Annotated in this window: 19 protein-coding genes and 1 pseudogene; 10 read left to right on the plus strand and 10 right to left on the minus strand. The window is 59.8% G+C overall.

Annotated elements, in window-relative coordinates:
• Positions 1-92: 92 nt before the first annotated feature.
• The 5 genes from ATY79_RS15595 to ATY79_RS15615 all read left to right on the plus strand — a co-directional run bounded on the left by ATY79_RS15595 (position 93) and on the right by ATY79_RS15615 (position 4,136).
• Positions 93-872, plus strand: a complete 780-nt coding sequence (locus ATY79_RS15595) for an ATP-binding cassette domain-containing protein (RefSeq protein WP_088704295.1) — start codon at positions 93-95, stop codon at positions 870-872.
• 45 nt (positions 873-917) lie between these two features.
• Entirely contained in the window at positions 918-1,691 is a 774-nt protein-coding gene (locus tag ATY79_RS15600) for a transporter substrate-binding domain-containing protein (protein WP_088704296.1), read from the plus strand.
• Positions 1,692-1,703: 12 nt separating this feature from the next.
• Entirely contained in the window at positions 1,704-2,429 is a 726-nt protein-coding gene (locus tag ATY79_RS15605) for an ABC transporter permease subunit (RefSeq protein WP_088704297.1), read from the plus strand.
• Between the two features lie 13 nt (positions 2,430-2,442).
• Complete coding sequence (locus ATY79_RS15610) at positions 2,443-3,132, plus strand: ABC transporter permease (protein WP_088704298.1); 690 nt, start codon at positions 2,443-2,445, stop codon at positions 3,130-3,132.
• Between the two features lie 95 nt (positions 3,133-3,227).
• On the plus strand, positions 3,228-4,136 hold the full coding sequence (locus tag ATY79_RS15615) for a homocysteine S-methyltransferase family protein (RefSeq protein ID WP_088704299.1): 909 nt from the start codon (positions 3,228-3,230) through the stop codon (positions 4,134-4,136).
• Here the strand turns inward: ATY79_RS15615 and ATY79_RS15620 are convergent.
• Positions 4,126-5,463: a glycosyl hydrolase family 28 protein gene (locus ATY79_RS15620; RefSeq protein WP_088704300.1), complete on the minus strand. Its 1,338-nt coding sequence runs from the start codon at positions 5,461-5,463 to the stop codon at positions 4,126-4,128. The genes ATY79_RS15615 and ATY79_RS15620 overlap by 11 nt on opposite strands.
• A 215-nt stretch (positions 5,464-5,678) precedes the next feature.
• On the opposite strand from ATY79_RS15620, the gene ATY79_RS15625 reads away from it, so the two are divergent.
• From ATY79_RS15625 to ATY79_RS15635, 3 genes are read left to right on the plus strand one after another with little or no spacing between them, the layout of a single operon-like run.
• On the plus strand, positions 5,679-6,920 hold the full coding sequence (locus tag ATY79_RS15625; protein ID WP_088704301.1) for an extracellular solute-binding protein: 1,242 nt from the start codon (positions 5,679-5,681) through the stop codon (positions 6,918-6,920).
• 8 nt (positions 6,921-6,928) lie between these two features.
• Positions 6,929-7,870, plus strand: a complete 942-nt coding sequence (locus ATY79_RS15630) for a sugar ABC transporter permease (protein WP_245312380.1) — start codon at positions 6,929-6,931, stop codon at positions 7,868-7,870.
• Positions 7,867-8,685, plus strand: a complete 819-nt coding sequence (locus ATY79_RS15635) for a carbohydrate ABC transporter permease (protein WP_088704303.1) — start codon at positions 7,867-7,869, stop codon at positions 8,683-8,685. Before ATY79_RS15630 ends, ATY79_RS15635 begins: the two co-directional genes overlap by 4 nt.
• A 108-nt stretch (positions 8,686-8,793) precedes the next feature.
• Here ATY79_RS15635 and ATY79_RS15640 read toward each other — a convergent pair whose 3' ends face one another.
• Together ATY79_RS15640 and ATY79_RS15645 are read right to left on the minus strand one after the other, a co-directional pair.
• A complete protein-coding gene (locus tag ATY79_RS15640; RefSeq protein WP_088704304.1) occupies positions 8,794-10,536 on the minus strand; it encodes a GH116 family glycosyl hydrolase in 1,743 nt (580 codons plus the stop codon).
• A complete protein-coding gene (locus tag ATY79_RS15645; RefSeq protein ID WP_245312381.1) occupies positions 10,533-11,525 on the minus strand; it encodes an ROK family protein in 993 nt (330 codons plus the stop codon). Before ATY79_RS15645 ends, ATY79_RS15640 begins: the two co-directional genes overlap by 4 nt.
• 155 nt (positions 11,526-11,680) lie before the next feature.
• Between ATY79_RS15645 and ATY79_RS15650 the strand changes: the two genes are divergently transcribed.
• Both ATY79_RS15650 and ugpC read left to right on the plus strand, forming a co-directional pair.
• Positions 11,681-12,883, plus strand: coding sequence for an ROK family transcriptional regulator (locus tag ATY79_RS15650; RefSeq protein WP_088704305.1), 1,203 nt, complete (start codon positions 11,681-11,683; stop codon positions 12,881-12,883).
• A 315-nt stretch (positions 12,884-13,198) separates the two neighbouring features.
• On the plus strand, positions 13,199-14,347 hold the full coding sequence (gene ugpC / locus ATY79_RS15655) for a sn-glycerol-3-phosphate ABC transporter ATP-binding protein UgpC (RefSeq protein ID WP_088704306.1): 1,149 nt from the start codon (positions 13,199-13,201) through the stop codon (positions 14,345-14,347).
• Positions 14,348-14,369: 22 nt separating this feature from the next.
• Here ugpC and ATY79_RS15660 read toward each other — a convergent pair whose 3' ends face one another.
• The 7 genes and pseudogenes from ATY79_RS15660 to ATY79_RS15690 form a co-directional block, all read right to left on the minus strand.
• Complete coding sequence (locus ATY79_RS15660; protein ID WP_088704325.1) at positions 14,370-16,529, minus strand: hypothetical protein; 2,160 nt, start codon at positions 16,527-16,529, stop codon at positions 14,370-14,372.
• Between the two features lie 244 nt (positions 16,530-16,773).
• A pseudogene (locus ATY79_RS31545) lies at positions 16,774-16,977 on the minus strand (IS6 family transposase); the annotation flags it as partial.
• A gap of 108 nt (positions 16,978-17,085) precedes the next feature.
• Entirely contained in the window at positions 17,086-17,907 is an 822-nt protein-coding gene (locus ATY79_RS15670; protein WP_088704308.1) for an inositol monophosphatase family protein, read from the minus strand.
• The gene (locus ATY79_RS15675; RefSeq protein ID WP_088704309.1) at positions 17,907-18,911 is read right to left on the minus strand and encodes a LacI family DNA-binding transcriptional regulator; all 1,005 of its coding nucleotides are present in this window, start codon (positions 18,909-18,911) and stop codon (positions 17,907-17,909) included. Before ATY79_RS15675 ends, ATY79_RS15670 begins: the two co-directional genes overlap by 1 nt.
• Positions 18,895-19,674 carry a glycerophosphodiester phosphodiesterase gene (locus tag ATY79_RS15680; protein WP_088704310.1) on the minus strand — a complete coding sequence of 260 codons (780 nt, stop codon included), beginning with the start codon at positions 19,672-19,674 and terminating at the stop codon, positions 18,895-18,897. Before ATY79_RS15680 ends, ATY79_RS15675 begins: the two co-directional genes overlap by 17 nt.
• Positions 19,674-20,729: an ABC transporter ATP-binding protein gene (locus tag ATY79_RS15685; RefSeq protein WP_088704311.1), complete on the minus strand. Its 1,056-nt coding sequence runs from the start codon at positions 20,727-20,729 to the stop codon at positions 19,674-19,676. The genes ATY79_RS15680 and ATY79_RS15685 overlap by 1 nt, the downstream gene beginning before the upstream one ends.
• Entirely contained in the window at positions 20,729-21,571 is an 843-nt protein-coding gene (locus tag ATY79_RS15690; RefSeq protein ID WP_088704312.1) for a carbohydrate ABC transporter permease, read from the minus strand. The genes ATY79_RS15685 and ATY79_RS15690 overlap by 1 nt, the downstream gene beginning before the upstream one ends.

Below are 21,571 nucleotides of genomic sequence, written 5' to 3' on the forward strand. Positions count from 1 at the left end.
TTTGCACATATTATGCATTTTGGTTTGCCTTTGCGCGCAAAATTCGCGCATGTTCGCGATATTCTGCCCAAATTGCTCCTACGGAATTGTGAATGCCAGAACCGTCCTCCCAGGCACTCCGTGTCGATGACCTACACAAGAGCTTTGGCTCGCACGAAGTCCTCAAGGGCGTTTCCGCAACGGCCCGTCCGGGCGACGTGATTTCGATCATTGGTTCATCCGGCTCTGGAAAGAGCACCTTTCTGCGCTGCATCAATCTGTTGGAGGTTCCGGACCGCGGTCGTATCATCGTCAATGGCGAGGAAGTCGCCTGGAAGCGGACGCACCGGGGGCAATTGCAGCCAAAGAGCTGGCGACAGATCGAGCGGATGCGCGCCGGCCTCGGCATGGTCTTCCAGAGTTTCAATCTGTGGGCACACAAGACAGTGCTCGAGAACATTATCGAGGCCCCGGTTCACGTCCTTCGTGTTCCGCGCCTGGAGGCGATCGAGAAGGCAGAAGCGCTCCTTGCCAAGGTCGGCCTTTCCGACAAGCGCGACGCTTATCCGGCGTTTCTCTCCGGCGGCCAGCAGCAAAGAGCGGCGATCGCCCGCGCGCTTTGTATCGAGCCGTCAGTGATGCTCTTTGACGAGCCGACGTCCGCACTTGACCCGGAGCTGGTCGGCGAAGTGCTCAAGGTCATACGCGACCTCGCCGAGGAGGGGCGAACCATGCTCATCGTTACCCACGAGATGCGTTTTGCGCGCGATGTCTCAAGCCGCATCCTCTTCCTGCACAAGGGGCGGATCGAGGAAGAGGGCCGCCCGGAACAGATCTTCGACGCTCCCCTTAGCGCGCGCTGCCGCGAATTTACCGGCATGCTGACGCGCTGACACTTGGCGCTTTCACATACAACCACATCAGGAGAATCTTGAAACATGAAACTGCTCCCCATGCTTCTTGCCGGCGCGGCGCTGGCTTTTTCGACCATCACCGCTCAGGCTGAGCTTCGTTTCGGCATCATGAACGAATCTTATCCGCCGTTCTTCGCCAAGGATGCCTCCGGCCAATGGCAAGGCTGGGAAATCGATCTGATGAATGCCGTATGCGAAGAGATGAAGGAGCAATGCTCAATTGTAGAGCTGTCCTGGGATGGCCTCATTCCTGCCCTGCAGAGCAAGAAGTTCGACGTTATCTGGTCGTCCATGTCGAATACGCCCGAGCGTTCGAAGGTCATCGATTTCACAGACAAATATTACAACACTCCCAGCACGCTGATCGGGCCGAAGGATGAAAAGCTCGGCGCAACTGCGCAGGATGTGAAGGGCAAGACCATCGGCATCCAGGTTTCCACCATTCAGTCGGACTACTTCAAGAAGTATTTTGCCGGGGTCGCGGACGAGAAGACCTATCAGACGCTCGATGAGGCATTCCAGGACCTCGCTGCCGGACGCATCGACTACGTGTTCGGGGATTCACTTGCCCTTGATGCCTTCCTGAAAAGCGATAGCGGCAAGGATTGCTGCACCAAGGCCGGTGACGTTGCAGATGACAAGGAGATACTCGGGGCAGGGGTGTCCGGCGGCCTGCGCAAGGAAGATGCCGAGCTAAAGGCGAAGCTCAACGCCGCTATCGCCGCAGTACGCGCCAGCGGCAAGTACGACGAAATCACCAGGAAGTACTTCGACTTCGACATCTACGGCGCAAACTAGGCGGTCCCGACGATGGCGGCGGCCCGACAAGGGATCTTCGAGCTTCTTTCACCCTATCCACCTGGATGGGGCGGAACGTTGCTCGTGGGTGCCGTCTCGACGATTGCGATTTCTGCCGGCGCCTTCCTGATCGGGATTCTGCTTGGGACGGGAGGCGCTCTTGGCAAGCTTTCCGGCAACCGGCCGCTTCGCCTGCTGCTCGATCTCTATACAACGGCTGTTCGCGCCATTCCGGAACTGATTTTGATCGTCGGGCTCTATTATGCCGGCATGGACGGCCTTAATCGGCTCCTGGCAACGTTTCGTCTGCCGCATATAGAGGTGAATGGCTTCGTCGTCGCCGTTGCCGTGCTCGGCTTCGTGCAGGGTGCCTACATGACCGAGGTGCTGCGGGGAGCAATACTTGCCATTCCCGCAGGCGAAATCGAGGCGGCGAAGGCCTTCGGCATGGGGCCGCAATTGCGTTTTCGGCGCGTCATCCTGCCGGCGCTCTTGCCGAGCGCGTTGCCGGGCCTTGCCAATCTATGGATGTCGATTACCAAGGACAGCGCGCTGGTAGCCGTCGTCGGTTACCAAGAGCTCGCGCTCGCCACTCGCCTGGCCGGTGCAAGCACCAAGCACTACTTCATCTTCTTCCTGGCGGCAGCGCTTCTCTACCTCGCCATCACGCTTGTCTCCAACGTCGTCTTCAGTCTGATCGAGCGTCATGTGCGGCGCGGCCAACCGAAGCCAGCCTAAGGAGTGCACCGCCATGACCTTCACATGGATGGCCTCCTATTGGCCGCTTCTTCTCGCAGGCGCCGCACAGACCGTTCTGCTTCTGGTGATCTCGGTTGTTTTCGGCTTTGCACTTGCAATCGGCCTTGCATTTGCGCAGATAAGCGGCGGCCCCGCCATCAAATATTTCGCTAAGGGCTATTGCACCTTCTTCCGTGGCACGCCCCTGCTTATCCAGCTCTGGCTTCTCTACTATGGTGTCGGTTCGCTGCTCCCGATGATCCCCGGTATCCGCCAGAGCCTGTTCTGGCCCGTGCTGCGCGAGGGCTTCTTCTTTGCGGCCGTGAGTTTCACCCTGAACTATGCCGCCTACGAGGCGGAAGTATTGCGCGGCGCGCTGCTTGCTGTACCGAAAGGTGAATTGGAAGCAGGCCGCGCATTCGGAATGTCGCGGTTCATGCTGACCCGGCGCATCTGGCTGCCCAGGGCCATCCGCATCGCATTGCCAACGATCGGTGGTGAAATCGTCATGCAGTTGAAAGCGACCCCACTCGCCTTCACAGTCACCGTAATGGATCTCTATGCAGTCGCAAGCAAAGTCCGCCAGGACACATTGCTCGTCTATGAGCCACTGATCGTGGTGACTGTGTTCTATCTCATTCTCACCGCCACGATTGCCCGTGTCTTCAGCCGCCTTGAGGCGGAGGTGCCAGTGCGACGGTAACAAGAGGAACATGTCTTTTCGACCTCCAGCGGCCGCAACGATGATTGCCGCTCTCTGGCTCCTGATAACCCCTGATCCAAGTTCGGAATGCTCCCATGAATAAAGTCTGCATCCTCGACGGCGGCATGAGCCGCGAACTTCTGCGGCTTGGCGCCGAGCTGAAGCAACCGGAGTGGTCGGCTCTGGCGCTTATCAATTCGCCAGACATTGTTCGCAAGGTCCACGACGAATTCGTTGCCGCCGGCTCCGACGTCATTACGACCAACAGCTATGCTGTCGTGCCTTTTCACATCGGAGAGGACCGGTTTTGGAAGGAAGGCGCTGCATTGCTCGCCCGCTCGGGGAAGCTTGCCCGTGACGCAGCCTACGCCTGCAGCGATCGCAAGGTCCTGGTTGCCGGATCGCTACCGCCCATTTTCGGTTCCTACGAACCGCAGAAGTTTGATCCTTTGCGGGTACAGGACTATCTCACCGTATTCGTGCAGAATCTCGCTCCCTATGTCGATGTCTGGCTGGGTGAAACGCTGAGCCTCATTGCCGAGGGGGATGCCGTTCGTGCCGCGGTCGCCCAGACCGGCAAGCCGTTCTGGATCTCATTCACCCTGGCCGACGATGCTGCACAGACAAGGGGTGCGGCACCAAAGCTGCGCTCGGGCGAGTTGGTCGAGCAGGCTGCGCTATGGGCGGCGCAATCGGGTGCAGACGCGCTTTTGTTCAATTGCAGCAAGCCGGAAGTCATGCGCGCAGCCGTCGGTGCTGCCGGCCAGATCTTCAAGGAACGTGCCTCGCCAATCAAGATTGGCGTATATGCGAACGCCTTTGAGGGCGAGCAAGCAGATGCTGCGGCCAACCAAGGCCTCCACGAGACGCGCAGCGACCTCGATGATGACATCTATTCGCGCTTTGCCTGTTCATGGGTGGAGGCCGGCGCAACCATGGTCGGCGGTTGTTGTGGGATCGGCGCCAAACATATTCACCGTCTGCGTGGCGCGCTCAGAGACTGATGGTTGCAGCAAGCGGCGAAGGCGATTGGTCGTCAATGCACAGGGCCGTGTTGTTCCAGCCCTTGGGAAGGGGATCCGGACGCTGGACGTCAACGCCGTCAAGCATGAGGTCTGCGGTATTGTGGGCAAAGACGGCCGGCATGCCTCCCGGATAATCGACAAGGCCGATGATCTTGCCATCGGCGCCGCGCAGCCAGGCATTGCCGCGACCCTCCACGTCCTTGGGCGGGGACAGGTCGATATTCGTGGGGCGCAGGTCATATTGCTTGGCTGTTCCCAAGGGACCTTCCTGCATCGTCAATTGCACGTTGCGGAGGGTTATTCCGGCGATCCCACCGCTTCGCTCCGCGAAGAGGTTGACAGGGCCGTGGCTACGACCGGTGACGTTCTCGACGCGGACATTGCTGACGACGCCAGCGGGTATCTCCGGGCGACGATCAAGCTGCGTAATCGTCAGCGGTTCGCCCGAGCCCCAGAAGCCGTCGGCTGTCTCGTGGCAGTCGATCTCGATATCCGAGAAGACGACACTATCGATGGTTCCGCCGTCGCGCGAGAAAATACCCAGGGCTCGATTTGAGTCCCGCACTTTGGAGCGCGTAAACCGAACATTGCGGAAGTCGCCAAAACTCTCAGTGCCGATCTTCAACGCACAGCTGTTGCTCTCGACGAGGCAATCCGAGACGTCGATATTCTCGCAACGTCCGATGCCCTTTTCGCTCCGACTGGTCTTGAGGCAGATGCCGTCGTCAGCCGTGCTGATGACGATTTCGCTCACCTTGACGTCTATGCAGCTGTCGATAACGATTCCATCCGTGTTCGGAAGTTGCCGATTGTTGAGTACTTTAATGCCGCTGACGATGACCGCGTTGCAGCGGACGAGGTGAACGGTCCACATCGGGGATTCCTCGATGGTAACGCCTTCGAGCCTGACGTTGCTGCAATCCTCGAGCACGATGACCCTCGGGCGCTTCTCGTTCGGTGTGTAGGTGCCGACAGTCTTGTCGAAGCCGGTGTTGAAGGCGTATGCCGAACCGACAATCCTGCCTTTGCCGATGATCGCAATGTTATTTACGTCATGTGCCACGATATAGGCGCGATCGGATCCCTCCGCGACTACACTTACCGAATTTCGCGCATAAAGCTCATAGTCGGGGACGAACTCGAGCGTCGCGCCCTCCTCAATCGACAAAGTTACATCGCTGCGAAGCCGGATCGGACCCGATACATGACGTCCCGCCTGCAACAGAAGCGTTCCCCCGCCGGCGGCAGCCAGCCTGTCGATGAACTGCTGTAGATCAGCACCATTTGGTTCGACAAAAATGTCCATTGCGGTTCCTCTCATTCCCCCAATAGTTAGGCCAGGCGAGTTTATTCGTCAACAGGACGAACTAATTCATATGGCCGCTCTTGTTTATGTTGACTCCGTCGAAAACTCGTATTTAATTCGTCATGGTTACGAACAAACGTCCGCCCAAGGGAGTGAATAGTGGGCCGATCGTTCGCTGAGTTCTTGAAAAATGAGGAGCCAAGAAGGGGAACCCTATGAAACCGCTCAAGACATTAATGATGACAGCAGCTGCAATGGCGATGACGATGTCGCTGGCGGCAGCATCCGAACTAAAAATCGTCTGGTACGTGGACAACGATCAGGAAGAGGCGAACACGCGCGCCCTGCTCGATCAGTATACGAAGCTGCATCCCGACACGACCTTCGATCTCGAAATCACCCCTTATGACGGGATGGTCCAGAAATTCCAGCAGTATGCAGCCTCCGGCATCATGCCGGATTTGTCGCTTACCTCATCGATGGAACCGGTCATCCGCCCCTTCCTCGTCGATCTCAACAAGGAGATCGGCCCTGAATGGATCAATGACTTCGTCAAGGGCTGGGGCGACGGTGCCAAGCTCGGCGACAAGGTTATCGCCGCGCCGCTGCGCGTGACCTCGACCGGCATCTTTCTGAACGCCGATGCCTTCAAGAAGGCCGGCGTTGCGATCCCGGATCAGGCGACCGGCTGGACGTGGGATGAATTCATTCCGAAGATCAAGGAAGTCGCCGAAAAGTCGGGGACCCGTTATCCTCTGGTGTGGGACGTTTCGGCAAGTCGCTGGATCGTTCACGAGTACCAGTACGGCAATCACATTTATACCGAGAAAGAACCGGTCAAGGTGATCATGGATGAGGCAGCGTGGACGAGCACGCTCGACAAGTTCATCGACATCACCAAGGCTGCGATGCCGCCTGGACTTTGGACCGGCGCAAGCTCTGATAATCCGAAGGAGATCTTCACCGCTGGTCAGGCTGTGGCCTATATGTCGGGAAGCTGGCAAATCGCCGGATTGGCCGACAATGCGCATTTTGCATGGCAGGCCGGCCCGACGCCGCGGGGCACCGTTGCGTCGTCAATCTACGGCGGCGACTATATCGTCGCCTTCAACACCAGCCAGCATCTTCCGGAAGCCGTTGAATTCATCAAATGGATCACCTCGCCGGACATCCAGGCGCAGTATGCCAAGACCTTCGGCATGATCCCGGCCAATCTGAAAGCGCCGGCCGTCAAGTATGACAACCCGGCCGCGACCGAGGCGATCAAGGCAATGCAGAACGAACTGAACGCCAGCCCTGCCTACGCGGCAACCGACCAGGCCTGGCCGCAAATGCAGGCTGTCTGGGGTACGGTGAAGACGGCCGTCACCCAGGCCGTTGCCGGTCAGATCTCCTCCGCGGAGGCCATTTCGCAGATCAAGAAGGCAGCCGATGCCTCGCTTGAGGCCGGAAAGTGACAACGGCCATGCTAGAAGATAGCCGTTCGGCACTGGGTTCCCACCCGGTGCCGAAAGGCCCGCTCGGCAGCCTGGCGAGCCTAAGCTGGCCTTACCTGCTCATGCTGCCCACGATGGCACTGCTTGTCACCTTTACGCTCTATCCGCTGGTGCAGGGCCTCTTCATGGCCTTTTTCAAGCGGGGGGTGGTGGTTGTTCCACAGGTGCCAAGTACCGTGCCGCAATATATCGGCCTGGAAAACTTCGTTGGGCTCCTAAGCAATGCCGATTTCCAGAATTCATTGCTCAAGACGGTCCTTTTCGTTGTCATTGCAGTGCCGCTGAACATCGTCGTCTCGCTGGCACTGGCTCTTCTTCTGTCACCCCAGACCAAGATGTTTGCGCTGGTGCGCACGATTGTCTTTTTCCCTTCCATGATCAGCCTGCTGATCATCGGTGTTGCCTGGCGTTGGCTATTCGGTCTCAACAACGGCCTGGTCAACTACCTGCTCTCACTGGTTGGAATTGCTCCAGTGCCTTGGCTGGAACAGGACACGCTGGCGCAAGTTGCTGTCGTCATAGCCTGGGTGTGGGCGCAAGCCGGCTTTAACATGATGATCTTCATCGCCGGCTTGACGGCAATTTCCATCGACTATTACGAAGCCGCCTCGATCGACGGTACCAGCAAGTGGCGGCAGTTCACCCATATCACCCTTCCGCTCCTCAAGCCGACGCTCGCAGTCGTTCTGGTGCTGTCCTCGATCGAGGCCTTCAAGGTCTATGAACTCGTCGTCTCCCTGACCGGCGGCGGTCCGGGCAAGGCGACCGTCTACCTCATTCAGACAATCTACGACACCGCCTTCCAGAAGCCCATGCAGGCCGGCGTCGCGGCCGCTCAGTCCGTGGTGCTGTTCATCATCCTGTTGCTTCTGACGATCTTCCAGCTACGTGTATCGCGGGGTGAAAAATGACGCGCATCTACACTCCCTGGCGATTGATCTTCGTCGCGCTCACCCTGTTCGTCTTCGTGATGCCGCCGGCTTGGCTGTTCCTGTCGTCGCTGAAGTCGCAGCAGGAGATATTCCAGTGGCCGCCGACCATCTTTCCAGCGCAGCCGACGCTGCAGAACTTCATCGATACGGTGTCGCGCGCGAAGTTTCTTGTTTTCTTCCGCAACTCCGCTGTTGTCTCAGTGCTTTCGGCGTTTCTTTCGGTCACCATCAGCGTGATGGCCGGCTATGCGCTCGCGAAGTTCAGGTTCAAGGGAGATACGCTTTTCTTCCTGCTCATCATGTCGTCGTTGATGGTGCCGCTGCAGATCATCATGATTCCGGTCTTTCTGGTGCTGCGCGACCTCAATCTTCTCGATACGCTGGCAGGTATTATTATCGCGCCGGCGGCAACCCCGACCGGGGTTTTCCTGATGCGCCAATACATCACCAACATTCCAGACAGCCTTCTGGAGGCGGCGCGTCTTGACGGGACGCCGGAGTGGCGAATCCTGTGGCGGATCATCGTACCGCTTGCCATACCCGCGATCGGCACGCTGCTTGCCTTCAATCTCGTATGGCGCTGGAATGACTATCTCTGGCCATTCCTCATCATCAGCGATCAGGATAAATGGACTGTCCAGGTTGCGCTTGCCAACACCGTCGGGCGCTTCGGCATCAACTGGCCGCGGCTGTTGTCGATGTCGGTGCTGTCGGTGCTGCCGGTGCTTGTGATGTTTACGGCGTTGCAGCGCATGCTGATGAGCGGCCTGATGGCGGGCGCGACAAAGGAATAGAACTGCACCACACCAAGCGAACGTCAAAAGCCGCCCTCAAGGCGGCTTTTCTGCATGACGCTCCGACAAGAAAAAAGGCCGCCCCTGAGGGCGGCCAGTCGGGGAAACCTAGCCGATTGTCGCTGGCAATTTGTGCTTGAAGGAAAGTGCTGCAGCTGCCGGCATGCTGCTCCATCCCTGAAGCAGCGAACCGCGACCCCACGGAGGCGAGAAATATTCGACAGCGCCCATCCAGCCCTCCTCGAGGCAGGTCTTCCACCAGCGCAAGAGCGGGTAGTCGGCGCCGTCAAGGCCATAGTTTAGCAGCTGCTCGGCATAGAGGCCTGAAAGATAGGGCCAGTCGGAACCATTGTGGTAGCGGTAGGCGAAATAGGACTTTTCACGCGTATCTTTCGGACGCTTGAATGGGGGGAAGGCGCAAAGCACACCCCAATCGCCGTAAGGCTGTTGGCTGTTGTTGCGGCTCTCCAGGGTCTGCTGGACGCGGGCGAGCACGCTCTTTGCCCTTTCGACAGAGACCGCTTTGAAACGAAGCAGCGTCAGGCTGTCAAGTGTCAGGTGATCTTCGACGAAATCCGCCTTTGTCCCGTAATCTGCGTAGGTGCCGCTCGGCTGCAACAGCGCCCCGTCCAGTGAAGCGCGCGCCTGTTGCGCCGTGGCAGCCGCCCTTGATGCAACCGCCTCGTCAAGCAATGAGCCGTGCTGCGCAATGACGTCGAGGGCGCCAATCCACAAGCCGAGGTCATAGGCAACATAGCCATGGCGGTAGACATTGTCGGCCCAGTCGCGGTCATGCCGTGGCTTTATCGGCAAGCCGTTTGCTGCCTCGTCGAATCCGCAATAGCGATTGAAGATCGTCACCACCTTGTCCCAGTAAACCGAAAGGGGAGTACTGTCACCGGTTGTCCTGATATAGTCGCCGATCGTCAGGATAAAGAAGAGGGGGCTGTCGAAGTGATCGCTCCACCAGTCTCCAGGCCGAAGGTGCTCCTCTTTGATCCTCGGATGGGTTTGCCGCACCTTCTCCCATTCTTCTGCCTGTCCGGGGCCCGTCAGGATGACGCCGCTCGGCGCTTCTCCGTTCGGCTGAACGCCCCGTGCAAGAAGATCGATCTGAGCGCGGACCGCCTCGGGTTCCCGGTCGAGGAGGGCCTGGAGCGTCCAATAGCCGTCACGATAGTACGTGCGGGCCGGCGCGCTGTAGGCCTGGCCGGCCGCAAGGCCGGCAAAGGTGCCATGCTCGTCCTGCCGTATGCTGGAAAGGGCCGCATGCAGGCTCTGCGAGATCATGCTTCGCATCAAAGGATCCGCTTCCGGCATTGCATCGCACCGCGTTACATAGGCATCCGCTTCGGCGATCAGTTGTGCCTCGTCCAGCTTGAGAGCCGCTTGCGCTTCCTCCATCGTCGCGCCGGCGGTCACGAATATCCCGCTCGATCTCTGCTCGGCAATGGCGACGCCCCAGCCGGTGCGGGCAATACGGCGGCTGCCCTGCCGCTCCACCGGTTGGCGTTTTGCCACGCTGCCCCACCAGGCGCAGCGCGTGGCGGGAATAAAGGTTCTGAGCTTTGCGCCCTTCAGGAAAAGCGCTGGCGCCGATTGGGCCACATAAAGACCCCCGCCATGCGCTCCAACGCGGTTCGGGGCATAGGTGAACGGCGTGCTCCATCCGGAAAAAGTCAGATTTGCCAGTTTGCCGGAGCCCCACAGCGAAAGCTCGATCTTGCCTTTTGGGTGGCAATCGCCCTGCAGGCGCGGAGCCATGAAGGGGACGAGCACGGGTTCTGCTGAACGAAGCTGTCCGTCGGGGAGCGGCGTCAGAATCTGTCGTATTGTTTGTGGCGCGCTCATTGGGCCGCCTCCCATTGTTCAAGTTTTTCAATGCCTGAGAGGCCGTTGAGACCGAGCATGAGAGCACCCAGCATGCCGGCTTCCGGGCCAATGCCAGTTGCCTCTATCTGTGTCGCAAATGGCAGCAGCACCGATAGGTGCCGCGTCACAGCGTTGACAAATTCCCTTTGTGAGCCGATGCCGCCACCGAGCACTATGAGGGCGGGATCGAGGAGAGCTTGCACGGAAGCTATGCCGACCGAAGCCGATTTTGCGAGCGTCTCGATGACTGCGGCAGCTTGTGCGTCTCCGGCTGCGGCGCGAGCAAAGATCTCTGCCACCGGCACGGTGCCATCGCCGTAGAGGCTACGCACTGCGGGTGAATCGACCTGGTCCTCAAAGAGGCCGGCGCGGGCGTGCTGTGCCGTCTGATGCGGATCGGCGCCGAGCGGCAGCAAACCAAGTTCCCCCGCCCGTCCATGTTGACCACGGAAAAGCCTGCCACCGACGACGAGCCCCATTCCGACACCAGTTCCGAAGGCGACGAATGCGAGGGAATCGCAATTGCGCCCCTTGCCGAGCGTGGCCTCCGCGTAAGCTGCAAGGTTAACATCGTTCTCGACCACCACAGGGCAGGGCAGGGCCGTCGCAAGGAGCGCGGCAAGCGGCCGATCCGCTGGGATTGCCAGATGGGGAGAAAGTGAAGCGAGCCCGGTCGACGGCGATACGGCGCTCGGTACGCCGACCACAGCTTTCAGCAGAGGGCCCAGGTCCCGATGCTGTTCCAGCAGCGATATGATCATCCGTGGAATTTGCCTCAGCACCGGTGCATCGGAACCATGTTCGGTCGGCTCTTCGGCCTTTGCCAAAATCTGCCCTTCAAGATTGGCCAGACCCACAAGGACCTTCGTCCCACCGAGATCCACACCGGCAACGATTCCCGCACCCTCTGCCCGATAGGGGTGATGTGCCCGTCGCAAGCCAGACGCAATGGTTGAAATATTTGACAAACTCAGTCCTCTGCGATATTTGTTCGGCAGGTTGACGAATTTATTATTGGTGCGTCAGAAGACTGTCAACAAGCAGTTTGAAATCGGCGAGCTTTCATGGAAGAAGCAAATCACCGGTACAACGATGAAGACGGATCTGGCGGGATGGCTCGACCATGGCACTAACGGAAAACGCGCCCCCCGTATTGCGGCAGATCTCTGTCCGCGCCGTCATGGATGTTCTGCTTCACGCAGGTCCCACCTCGCGTGCAGAGCTCTCCAAGATGACAGGCCTCTCGAAGCAGACGATGTCCGAGGTCATCCGGACGCTGGAGGAAGCCGGATGGGTTCGAGAAAAGGGCGTCACAAGCGGGCGCATCGGCCGAACCGCCATTACCTATGAGGTCAATGGCGACGCCGGATATGCTGTCGGTATCGACATGGGCGCGACGACAACACGTATCGTGCTCGGCAATATTGTCGGCAGCATTGTCGGTGAAATCGACTATCCCTCCGATCGCCGCGGCGGCTTTCACCTGATCGATCAGGTGGAAGCAATGCTGGCGAAGGTGCTTGCGGACATGGGTGTCGCCCGGGAGCGGGTGCTTGTAACGGCAATCGCGACGCCAGGCGTTGTCGACCCGGCCACCGGTGCTCTCTCCATGGCGCCGAATCTGGTCGATATCGAAGGGATCGATATCGGCAGGACACTGAGTGACAGGCTTGGCTGTCCTGTCGTCCTTGAAAACGACGTCAACGCAGCCGTCATCGGCGAGTCCTGGCAGGGATGCGCAACCGCTATCGATTCCGTGGCATTCATCTCGCTGGGGACAGGTATCGGGCTGGGCGTGCTGCAGGACGGCAAGCTGATGCGCGGCGCCAGCGGGGCGGCGGGCGAAATCTCCTACATGCCGTTCGGAGCAGACCCGTATGCCGAGGACAGCCTTGAGCGCGGCGCCTTGGAATGCGCGATCGCCGCTCAGGGGATCAGCGAGCTTTACGCCCGCCTGGGAGGCGCGAAGGATACACCGGTACGGGATATTCTGGCGCTTGCCGAAAATGACGACCCGCTCGCTGTCGATGTCATCGGCAAGGTATCTGACATCGCTGCACTTCTCGTCGTTTCCGTCAACGCGATCGTCGACCCCAAGACCGTCGTTCTCGGCGGCAGTATCGGGCGTCATCCGCTGATCGCCGAACGCGTTCGGCAAGGCATTGCGAAAGCAAGCCGCCGCGCAATCGACGTCAAGGCCAGTGTTCTTGGTGGCAAGGCAACCCTGCTCGGGGCGTTGGCGATTGGTCTCAATCACGTCCACAATCTGCTCTTTTCGCCGCAGACCTTGCCCGAACAGCGTCGTCTCCCGCCGCCACCACTGTGATTTTGCGCTCTGTGTCGGTGCCAGTCGCAGCCGCTCTCGGTGCCAGCGCCGGGGCCAGCGCCGGGCCAGCGACTGTGACCGCAATAGGCCGCGACGCCAAGATCGGATGGAACTGAGGCACGCCGTCCAAGTGAGGGTTTACGGAGAAAATCCTATCCGTGGTGGGATAAACGATCCGGCGGGTGCCATAGAAAATTACGTTCGTCATCTTGACGAACTAATTGCTTCCACGCAAACTGGGCCGACAAAGGGGATGGCATTCGACCGCTCGGTGCGCCCGTGGTTGCCTCCAGATGCAGCACAAGGAATGGATAAATGGCCGGTCTGAAGTTGAAGGACGTCAAGAAGAGCTTCGGCCATCACGCGATCCTTCACGGCGTGGATCTCGACGTCGGCGAGGGTGAATTCGTCGTGCTTGTCGGTCCTTCCGGCTGCGGTAAGTCCACGTTGCTTCGCCTTATAGCCGGCCTCGAAAGCGTCACCGCCGGCCAGGTCGTCATTGGCGACAATGATGTGACGGCGGCCTCCCCCGGGGATCGCGGGATCGCCATGGTCTTTCAATCCTATGCGCTGTACCCGCACATGACTGTTGCGAAGAATCTTTCCTTCGGTCTCGAGAACCTAAAGATGAGCCGGGCCGAGATCGACCAACGCGTGATCGAAGCGGCAAAAATGCTCGCAATCGAGCCTCTTCTTGACCGACGGCCGAAGCAGCTCTCTGGCGGCCAGCGGCAGCGGGTGGCGATCGGTCGAGCGATTGTCAGGAACCCGAAGCTGTTTCTTTTCGACGAGCCACTGTCCAACCTGGATGCCGCGCTTCGCGTGCAGACCCGAGGGGAGATCAGCCGTCTTCACAAGCGGCTTGGCGCGACAATGGTCTATGTCACGCATGATCAGATCGAAGCGATGACCATGGCCGACCGCATCGTCGTCCTCAACGCCGGACGGGTCGAGCAGGTCGGCACTCCACTGGAGCTCTTCGAAGCGCCAGCCAACAAGTTCGTCGCCGGCTTCATCGGCTCACCTCAGATGAACTTTTTTGAAGGAACGCTTGCCGGCGCAGGTCCGGGTCATGTCGCCGTCGATGTGCCGGGCTTCGGTCGTCTGGAAATTCCAGCAGAGCTCGGGGAGGCGACCGTCGGCGAGGCTGTCATCCTCGGCGTGCGGCCCAGTCATTTCGAACTCGCCAAAGGCAACGGCGCAGACGCGTATCCGATCCGCTTGGACGTCGATTATGCTGAGAGCATCGGCACCGACACCTATGTTTATGGAATGGTCGAGGGTAGCGGTACGGCAACGATCGTCCACCTGCCCGATCACGTCACGATCAAAGACCGCTCATCGCTTGCTCTCGTCGTCGAACCCGCGCGCTTTCATCTGTTTCGAGCCGAAACCGGCAGCTCATTTGCGAAATTGCCTCAAAGTGCGGAGGATCTCGTTATAGCCGGTGACGCCAGGGCCTAAGGCCTCACCGGCCAATTATCGCTTATTGCGCGGTCGCTTCGAGATCGACCTTGTCGAGAAGCAGTGCGGGGTTCTCCATGGCCCCGGCCAGCTCGAGCGCACCGATGCCAGCGGCCTCCTTGGCCTTGACTGTCAGGGTGAAGGTTCCGGGCTTGGTGATGAACTGCGAAAGTGCGCTCGCAGCCTCCTGCAGCTTCGGCTGGGTAGACGCAAACTGTTGCAAGCCGGCAGTCGTCATCAGGACAAGGATGCCGCGCACACTGTCTTCGGTCATGCTGTTCTCATCGGCATAGAGCTTAATGCCTTTGGCCACGATTCCCTTGTCCTCGATCTTGAGTTTGGCTTCCCTCGCCGTGAGGCCGAAGAGCGCCATCTGCGCAGCGTTCGTGTCGCCGGAGAAAAAGTCCTTGGTGGCACCGCCCACAAGCCCCGAGAAGGAAAAGCCGCCCAGGTCCTTGCCGCTCAAAGAAACCTCCTTGACAAGGAGGTTCTCATTCGGCCCATCCCAAGCCAGTTCCACATTGGAAGAAAGGACAAGCTGGTCAAAACCGAGTTTGCGCAGCGCCTTGGAACCCTCGTCCGTAGTGTCGGACGGAACCGGCACGCTGAGGTCGCGATAGCTGATGCGGACATCGGTCGGGATGCCGTTGTAAGGCTTGCCCAATGCCAGCTCATAATTGTCTAGCGTGAAGCGAATGCGTTCCGGAACGGAAGGTAGGACAGCCTGCTCGGCCTGTGCTTCGCTCAATGGTTGGTCCTGGTTGTCGACTTCGTTTGCTGAATGCGCCTCAGGCGACGGCTCTGCGCTTGCAGATGGATCTGTCTCGCTGCCGGTTGCGCCTTGTTCGTCCTTGCCGATTTCGTTGTCCAGCGCACTTGCCGCCTCCGAACCAGGCATGTCGACGTCCAGTCCCGCCACCCGTATCGTTCCGAACTCCGGCATGAGCCTCGTGAGAGGGAAGTTCTCGATCTGATCGTCATCCAATCCGGCCAGCGTCGTCAGCGCCTCCATGGTCGGATCCCAGGAGAAGCCCTTGATGCTCGCCTCTGAGACCTTGGCGTAGTCGGCGCCTTCGCCCAAGAAAATACCGTGCAGGGCGCCGTCGAAGATACGGCCATCAAGCTGGAACGCCATCTTGTCGATGGCCAGTTTGACCGTCTTGCCGTCGCCACCGCCATCCTTTTCGGGAACTTCCATCTTCAGACCGAGCATCTCGATGTCGGCCTTGCCGATGATGTCGGCAAGTGAAAGGACACGTTTGAAAAAGGCCTGCCGCTCGGCCGGCGGCAGTGCCTCGGGATTGGCGGATTGCAGTTTCTGAAGCGTTTCAAGAAGTGGCTCGGCCGGCATGCGAACGCTCAAGCCGTTGCTGCGCACCTCGTCGTAACTGAAACGCGACTTATTGTCCGATAAGGCAATATTCCTGACAGACATCGGGCCATAGAGCGGTTTAGGTTCCCTGTCGTCGGGCCCCGCCTTTTCCGCGTACATCCGCACGAGATAGGCTGCGTCAAAATCCTTTCCGGTGACGGCACCCATGGAGCCGTTCATCTCCTCCCGCTTCGTCGCGCCCTCGCCATCGGGAATCTCCAGCGCAAATTTGAAGCTCGCCCCACTGGCGGAATAGCGCGCGATGCGGCCGCCGGCGATGTCTTCCAAAGCAACATCCTTGTAGACAGTCTCTTGTTCGGAACCGGCGGCCAGCTGGCTGACCATAACCTTTGGCGCCAAGACACGCTTTGCGGCAAAACGTTCAATGCGTTTGAGTGGCGTCAGGTTGGATTGATCGTCAGTCCTGACCAGAGCGCCAGCGACGAAATCGGGTTCCTCGACGCTTGCTTGCGGCACCAACAGCTTGCCCATTGCCAGGTCGAGCTCAAGACCTTTCAGGTCGAGCTTGCCTTTCAGGAAGAAGAGTGTTGGCCTGCCGTCAATCGCTGCGACGCGCGCGCTGGCGCCATCAACCAAGGGTAGCTTAACGTCACGCATATGAATGCGTCCAAGAAAGTCCGCTTCGATCGAGCTCGCCTTGCCGCCGCGCTCGACAAGGAAGCTGTCGGCCGCCTTTTCGAGCATGAACTTGCCGGCGGTCACGCCAGCAACCGCGAGCGCGATCACCGCCACGGTGGACCAAAGCGCTCTGCGACCAACACTGCCGGTTCCCATGTCCGTCTGCGGCACGATTTTTGTCCTTTCAGCAACCAAAATTGACAACGGTTCCAACCGAGTGACTAGCGAGCTGGTACGCTCTTTGCAAGTATCACGAGAGCGATCTGCATTTATATCGGGTTTGTTGCAAAAATACCGTGACAGGACGCCTCGATCGGAGATCGCCAGTGAATGGAGCCGGCTCCGCTGAGTGTCCAAGATTGCAGTGCCTGACCGGTTCAAAAGAAACTCTAAACGCAACCGCCAGGTCCACGGTTCGATCCCTCTCAAAGCGGGGAAGATCGACGAGCATAGGCGCAATGTGCACCACCCTGCGGTGGATCGTCGAGTGAACGACGCGGATGCCGCGGGAGACCATCATTCCCTTCAGATCACGCAAGCTCAGGTCCTGGCTCAGATACCAGCGCAGGCACGGCAGGACCACCTTCTGCTCGAAAAGCCGCCTTCGAACGTTGCCGATCGCCGCGAATATCGCAGATCAATGCCCTGTCACCAGGAGCCAGAAGCCTGAAAATAGAACCTGCGGGCTTAACGCCGAGTTTGTCGGTGGTTCAATATGCGACGTGGATCAGCCGGCAGCTGAAGCCAGTCCTTCGATTTCCAGGATAAATTCAAACTCCCGGGCGAGCCCCGGCGAACAGGCGACGACCGGACCGCCGTCATCGAGAAGGGTTTGCAGTTCTGGCATGGCAATCTTCGCGCCTGCCTCCGAGGCGATCAGCACACCAGCCAGCATATCCCATGCATTAAGGTGGCGCTCATAGTAGAGGTCAGCCGCGCCCTCGGCGACGCGTATGAGATCGATCGCCGCAGCACCCATGCGGCGGTAGTCCATGCCGCGCTCGTGCAGGCGGCGGGAGACGGCGAGGTGCTCGTCGAAGCTTGTCTTGCGCGAATGGCCGAGGATGCAGATCGCATTGGCCGGATCGCTTGTTTTCGCGGCACGGACAGGTTCGCCCTCGCGGTTGGCTCCCCGGCCGCGGATTGCTGACACAACCGAATCCTTGGCCGCGTCATAGACCGCACCGATCTCCAGCCGTCCTTCGGCGCAGAAGGCGATCGATACGCCCCAGTGCCGGAAGCCGCGAATGTAGTTCGTCGTGCCGTCGATCGGGTCGACCACCCAGGTTCCTGCGCTGCCTGCGCTGCCGCCCGTTTCCTCGCCCATGAAGGTGTCTTGCGGAAACAGCGAAAGCAGCCCGTCGCGGATCGCCTGCTCGGCATTGCGGTCGGCGACAGTAACGAAATCCTGCAAGCCCTTGTTCTCGACCTTCAATCCCGAGCCCATGTCGGCACGAAAGCGGGCAGCGTCTCGGCCAACACGGCGCGCGATCTCGATCGCGGTCGCTGCACGGGCATCGAGAGCTGCGGCATCGAATGCGGAATTCATCAGGCAGTCCTTCTCTTGATCAGCGAAACAGGCGTGAATTCGACACGCGCCGTCATGTCGGGCTCTGCCATCCGGCTGATCAACAAACCAATCGCTTGTTCGGCTTGAAGATCGCAGGGCTGGCAAATGGTGGTGAGCTCGTAGGCGGCCCAGCTTGCCTGGGGAATGTCGTCATGGCCGATGACTGGGATTTCGGGCGCATCATCGCGGCTGCGGCCCGACATCAGCCGGTCGACGACGCCGCAGGCCATGTAATCGTTGGCGCAGAAGACCCCATCAATCGCCAGGGGGCCAAGTTCGGGCGCAATGTCGAAGCCGGATCGATAATCGTTTATCGCAACCGTGAGCAGTTGTGCGTTGACACCGCGCTGCCGGCAACGGCCGAGGAAGGCATCGCTGCGGCGACGCGCCGTATATGAGACAGAAGCCGCGGCGATCATAGCGAGGCGCCTTGCGCCCGTATCGATCAGATGATCCGCGGCCAGATGCCCGGCGGTGCGGTCATCGGAAATGATGCGGTCGACGAAGGGAATGTCGTCGCCCTTGTTGATCAGCACGATCGGCACGCCTTCGGTGGCACACTGCTCGCAGATCTCCGTCGGCGGAGCGTCCGATGTCACGACCACGCCGGAGACTGCATATTGCAGTAGCTGGCCGATGACGGTCGAGGTATCCGCCTCCTTCGAAGTCGGCAGCAGGATCGGCCTGAAGTTCCGGGAAATGAGCGTACGCGCCAGATGCTCGATCTGCAGCGTACGGAACGGGTTGTCCAGTCCCGCTGCGACGACGCCGACGAGATCCGAGCGCTTGTTCGTCAGGCTGCGGGCCAGATAGTTGACGCGGTAGCCCAGTTCCTTGGCGGCCTGATGAATCTTTTCACGGGTCTTTGGCGAGACACTCGCATCCGGTGTAAAGGCGCGCGAAACCGCCGCACGGGAGACGCCTGCTACGCGCGCCACATCGAAGGACGTGACCCTACGCGGTCCCCTATCCTTGTCTGCCACGGCTTTCTTCCCCACTCGAGGCCGTGCGCATCATGTCCGGCAGGTCCGTGCAGATGCCGAGCACCGGCAGTTTCATCATATCTTCCAGGATCGGTCGTCTCTCTTCGTGCCAAAGGACTATTTCGCGCCCCTCGGCGAAAACGCGGTCGGTCAGCGCCGGTGTAACCAGATCCTGCGGCCGCTCGCCGGCGCGTTCCCAGCAAAGATGCAGGATATCAGCACGCGCCTCGTCACCCATGGCATGCGGATCGTGGCCGACGCGGACGAGCACCGAGAGCGGATAATCACAACCAGCCTCGCGAAGCTCGCGGACCTGCGCGGCATCGAAGGAGCCAAGGCAGGCAAAATGCTGGTCGTGTTCCCGAAGATGGTGCCAGCAACGAATGCCGGTTCCCGGCGCCTTCAGCTCGACATAAAGGCCGGTGCCGGTTTCACGACCAAGGGCGGCGACGGCCGCGAAGGTCGGCACCTCCACCCCCTCCAATGCCGCAAGCTCGGCCGCCGTCATCTCGGATATGTGATGATCGACGCCGAAGACACGCTCGAGGTGATCGTCATGGGAGACGACGACCACGCCGTCCGTCGTCAATTGTGTGTCGAGTTCCCACATTTCCGCACCAAGCTGTGCCGCCAACCGGAAGGCTGTGAGGGTGTTCTCGCGAGCGTGACCGCTGGCACCACGGTGGCCGATGCAAAAGGGGAGCTGGCCCTTGCCCGCAGGCCAACGGTAGCGGTCGAAGAAGGCCGAGAAATCGCGTCGCATCAGAGCCTCCGTCCGTCTTCATCGAACACAAGCACATTGCGGCTGTCGATGGCCCAGCTGACCTCGTCGCCGATCTTGATGTCATGGCGCGCGGGCTGGATAGACCGCAGCAACGGGCCGCCTGCCAGTCGAACGTCGTAGAGATTTTCGCGGCCCTGGGTCTCGGCGAAATTTACGGTTCCGGTCACGCGGACGTCGCCCGCCGGACTATAGTGTTCAGGGCGAATGCCGAGCAACAGCCTGGCACCTTCGCCGGCGTTGACCGAGGCCGGCAGCGGAACTGCAATCTCGCTGCCGGGAATGGAAAAGGCACCTTTCGATGCGACGCCGTGCAGGAACGTGATCGGTGGGTTGCCGAGGAAGCTGGCAACGAAGGCGGTGCGCGGGTCGTTATACATCTGCGCCGGCGTCGCGATCTGCACGATCTCGCCTTCCTTCATGATGGCAATGCGGTCGCACATGCTCATGGCTTCCACCTGGTCGTGGGTGACCAGAATGGCGGTAATGCCCGTCTCTTGCTGGATGCGGCGGATTTCAGACCGCATCTCCAGCCGGAGCTTCGCGTCCAGGTTGGCGAGAGGCTCGTCGAGAAGCAGGACATCGGGCTTCCGAATGAGCGCGCGCGCGAGTGCGACGCGCTGCTGTTGCCCGCCGGAAAGCTCGGAGGGACGGCGACCCATCAGATTGCCGATCTGCACCAAGCCGGCGATGCGGTCGACTTCCTTGCGGGTCTCTGTCGGGGCCATCCCCTTGACCTTCAGCGGAAAGCCGATGTTTTCGGCCACGGTCATGTGCGGATAAAGCGCATAGGACTGGAAGACGACGCCGACATTGCGTGCCTGGCTCGGAAGATCGGTCACGTCGCGGTCGCCGAAAAGGATGCGGCCACCGGTCGGACGATGGATGCCGCAAACGGCAAAGAGCGTCGTCGACTTGCCGCAACCCGAAGGACCGAGCAACGCCAGCATCTCTCCATGCGCCACTTCGAGGTTCATGTTCTCGATCACCTTGGTAGCGCCAAAGCTCTTCGAGAAATTGTCGAGGAGGATCCGCATCAGCCTTTGCTCCCGCCTCCATAGATATTCATGAGGTGTTTGTGGAAGAACCCGTAAAGCAGCAACACTGGGATCACGTAGAACACACCCACTGCCTTGAAGGTGCCAAAATTGAAATTGTTGTCGTCGGCAATCAGCCCCGCGAGGTAGACCGACAGGACCTGGACCCGTCCGCTCGGCGCCAGAACCTGCGGCAGGATGAATTCGCCCCAGCCCGATAGGAAGGAGAAGAGCGCCAGGGCCATGATCGCGGGACGCACCTGCGGCAGTACGAGGCTACGCCACACGCGAAAGCGCGAAGCCCCGTCGACAACGCCGGCCATCTCGATCTCCCAGGGCACGACATCGTAAAAGCCCTTCATCAGCCAGATGCCGAGCGGCAGGTCGATGGCGGCCTTCACCAGGATGACGCCGATCAGGGAGTTATAGAGCCCGACCATCTGCAAGACGATGAAGATCGCGATGATCAGCGTCACCGACGGGAAGGCATGCAACACCATGACGCCGGCGAGGAAGAACCCGCGTGCGGGCACGTTCAGCCGCGAGAGCACGTAGCCGGCCATCGACGAGACGAGCAGCACGACGCTTGTCGTGCTTGCTGTGAAGATCAGCGTGTTCAGCGTCACCAGCCAGATGTTGGGTTTTCCGGGTGGTGTCTGCCAGAGGAAGGACCAGTGGCGAAAGGTGATCGAATCCGGAATAAGCGATGCAGGCTGCTTGTCGGTGATCGTGTCGATGAAGAGATAAATGTACATCAGCACCAGCGGCAAACTGACGATCGTGAGCGCCAGGATGACCGGCCAGGTGCGATAATTTACAGATGGTTGCGACTTTTCCGCCAT

The organism is Rhizobium sp. R693, assembly GCF_002211315.1.
Lineage (GTDB): Bacteria > Pseudomonadota > Alphaproteobacteria > Rhizobiales > Rhizobiaceae > Rhizobium.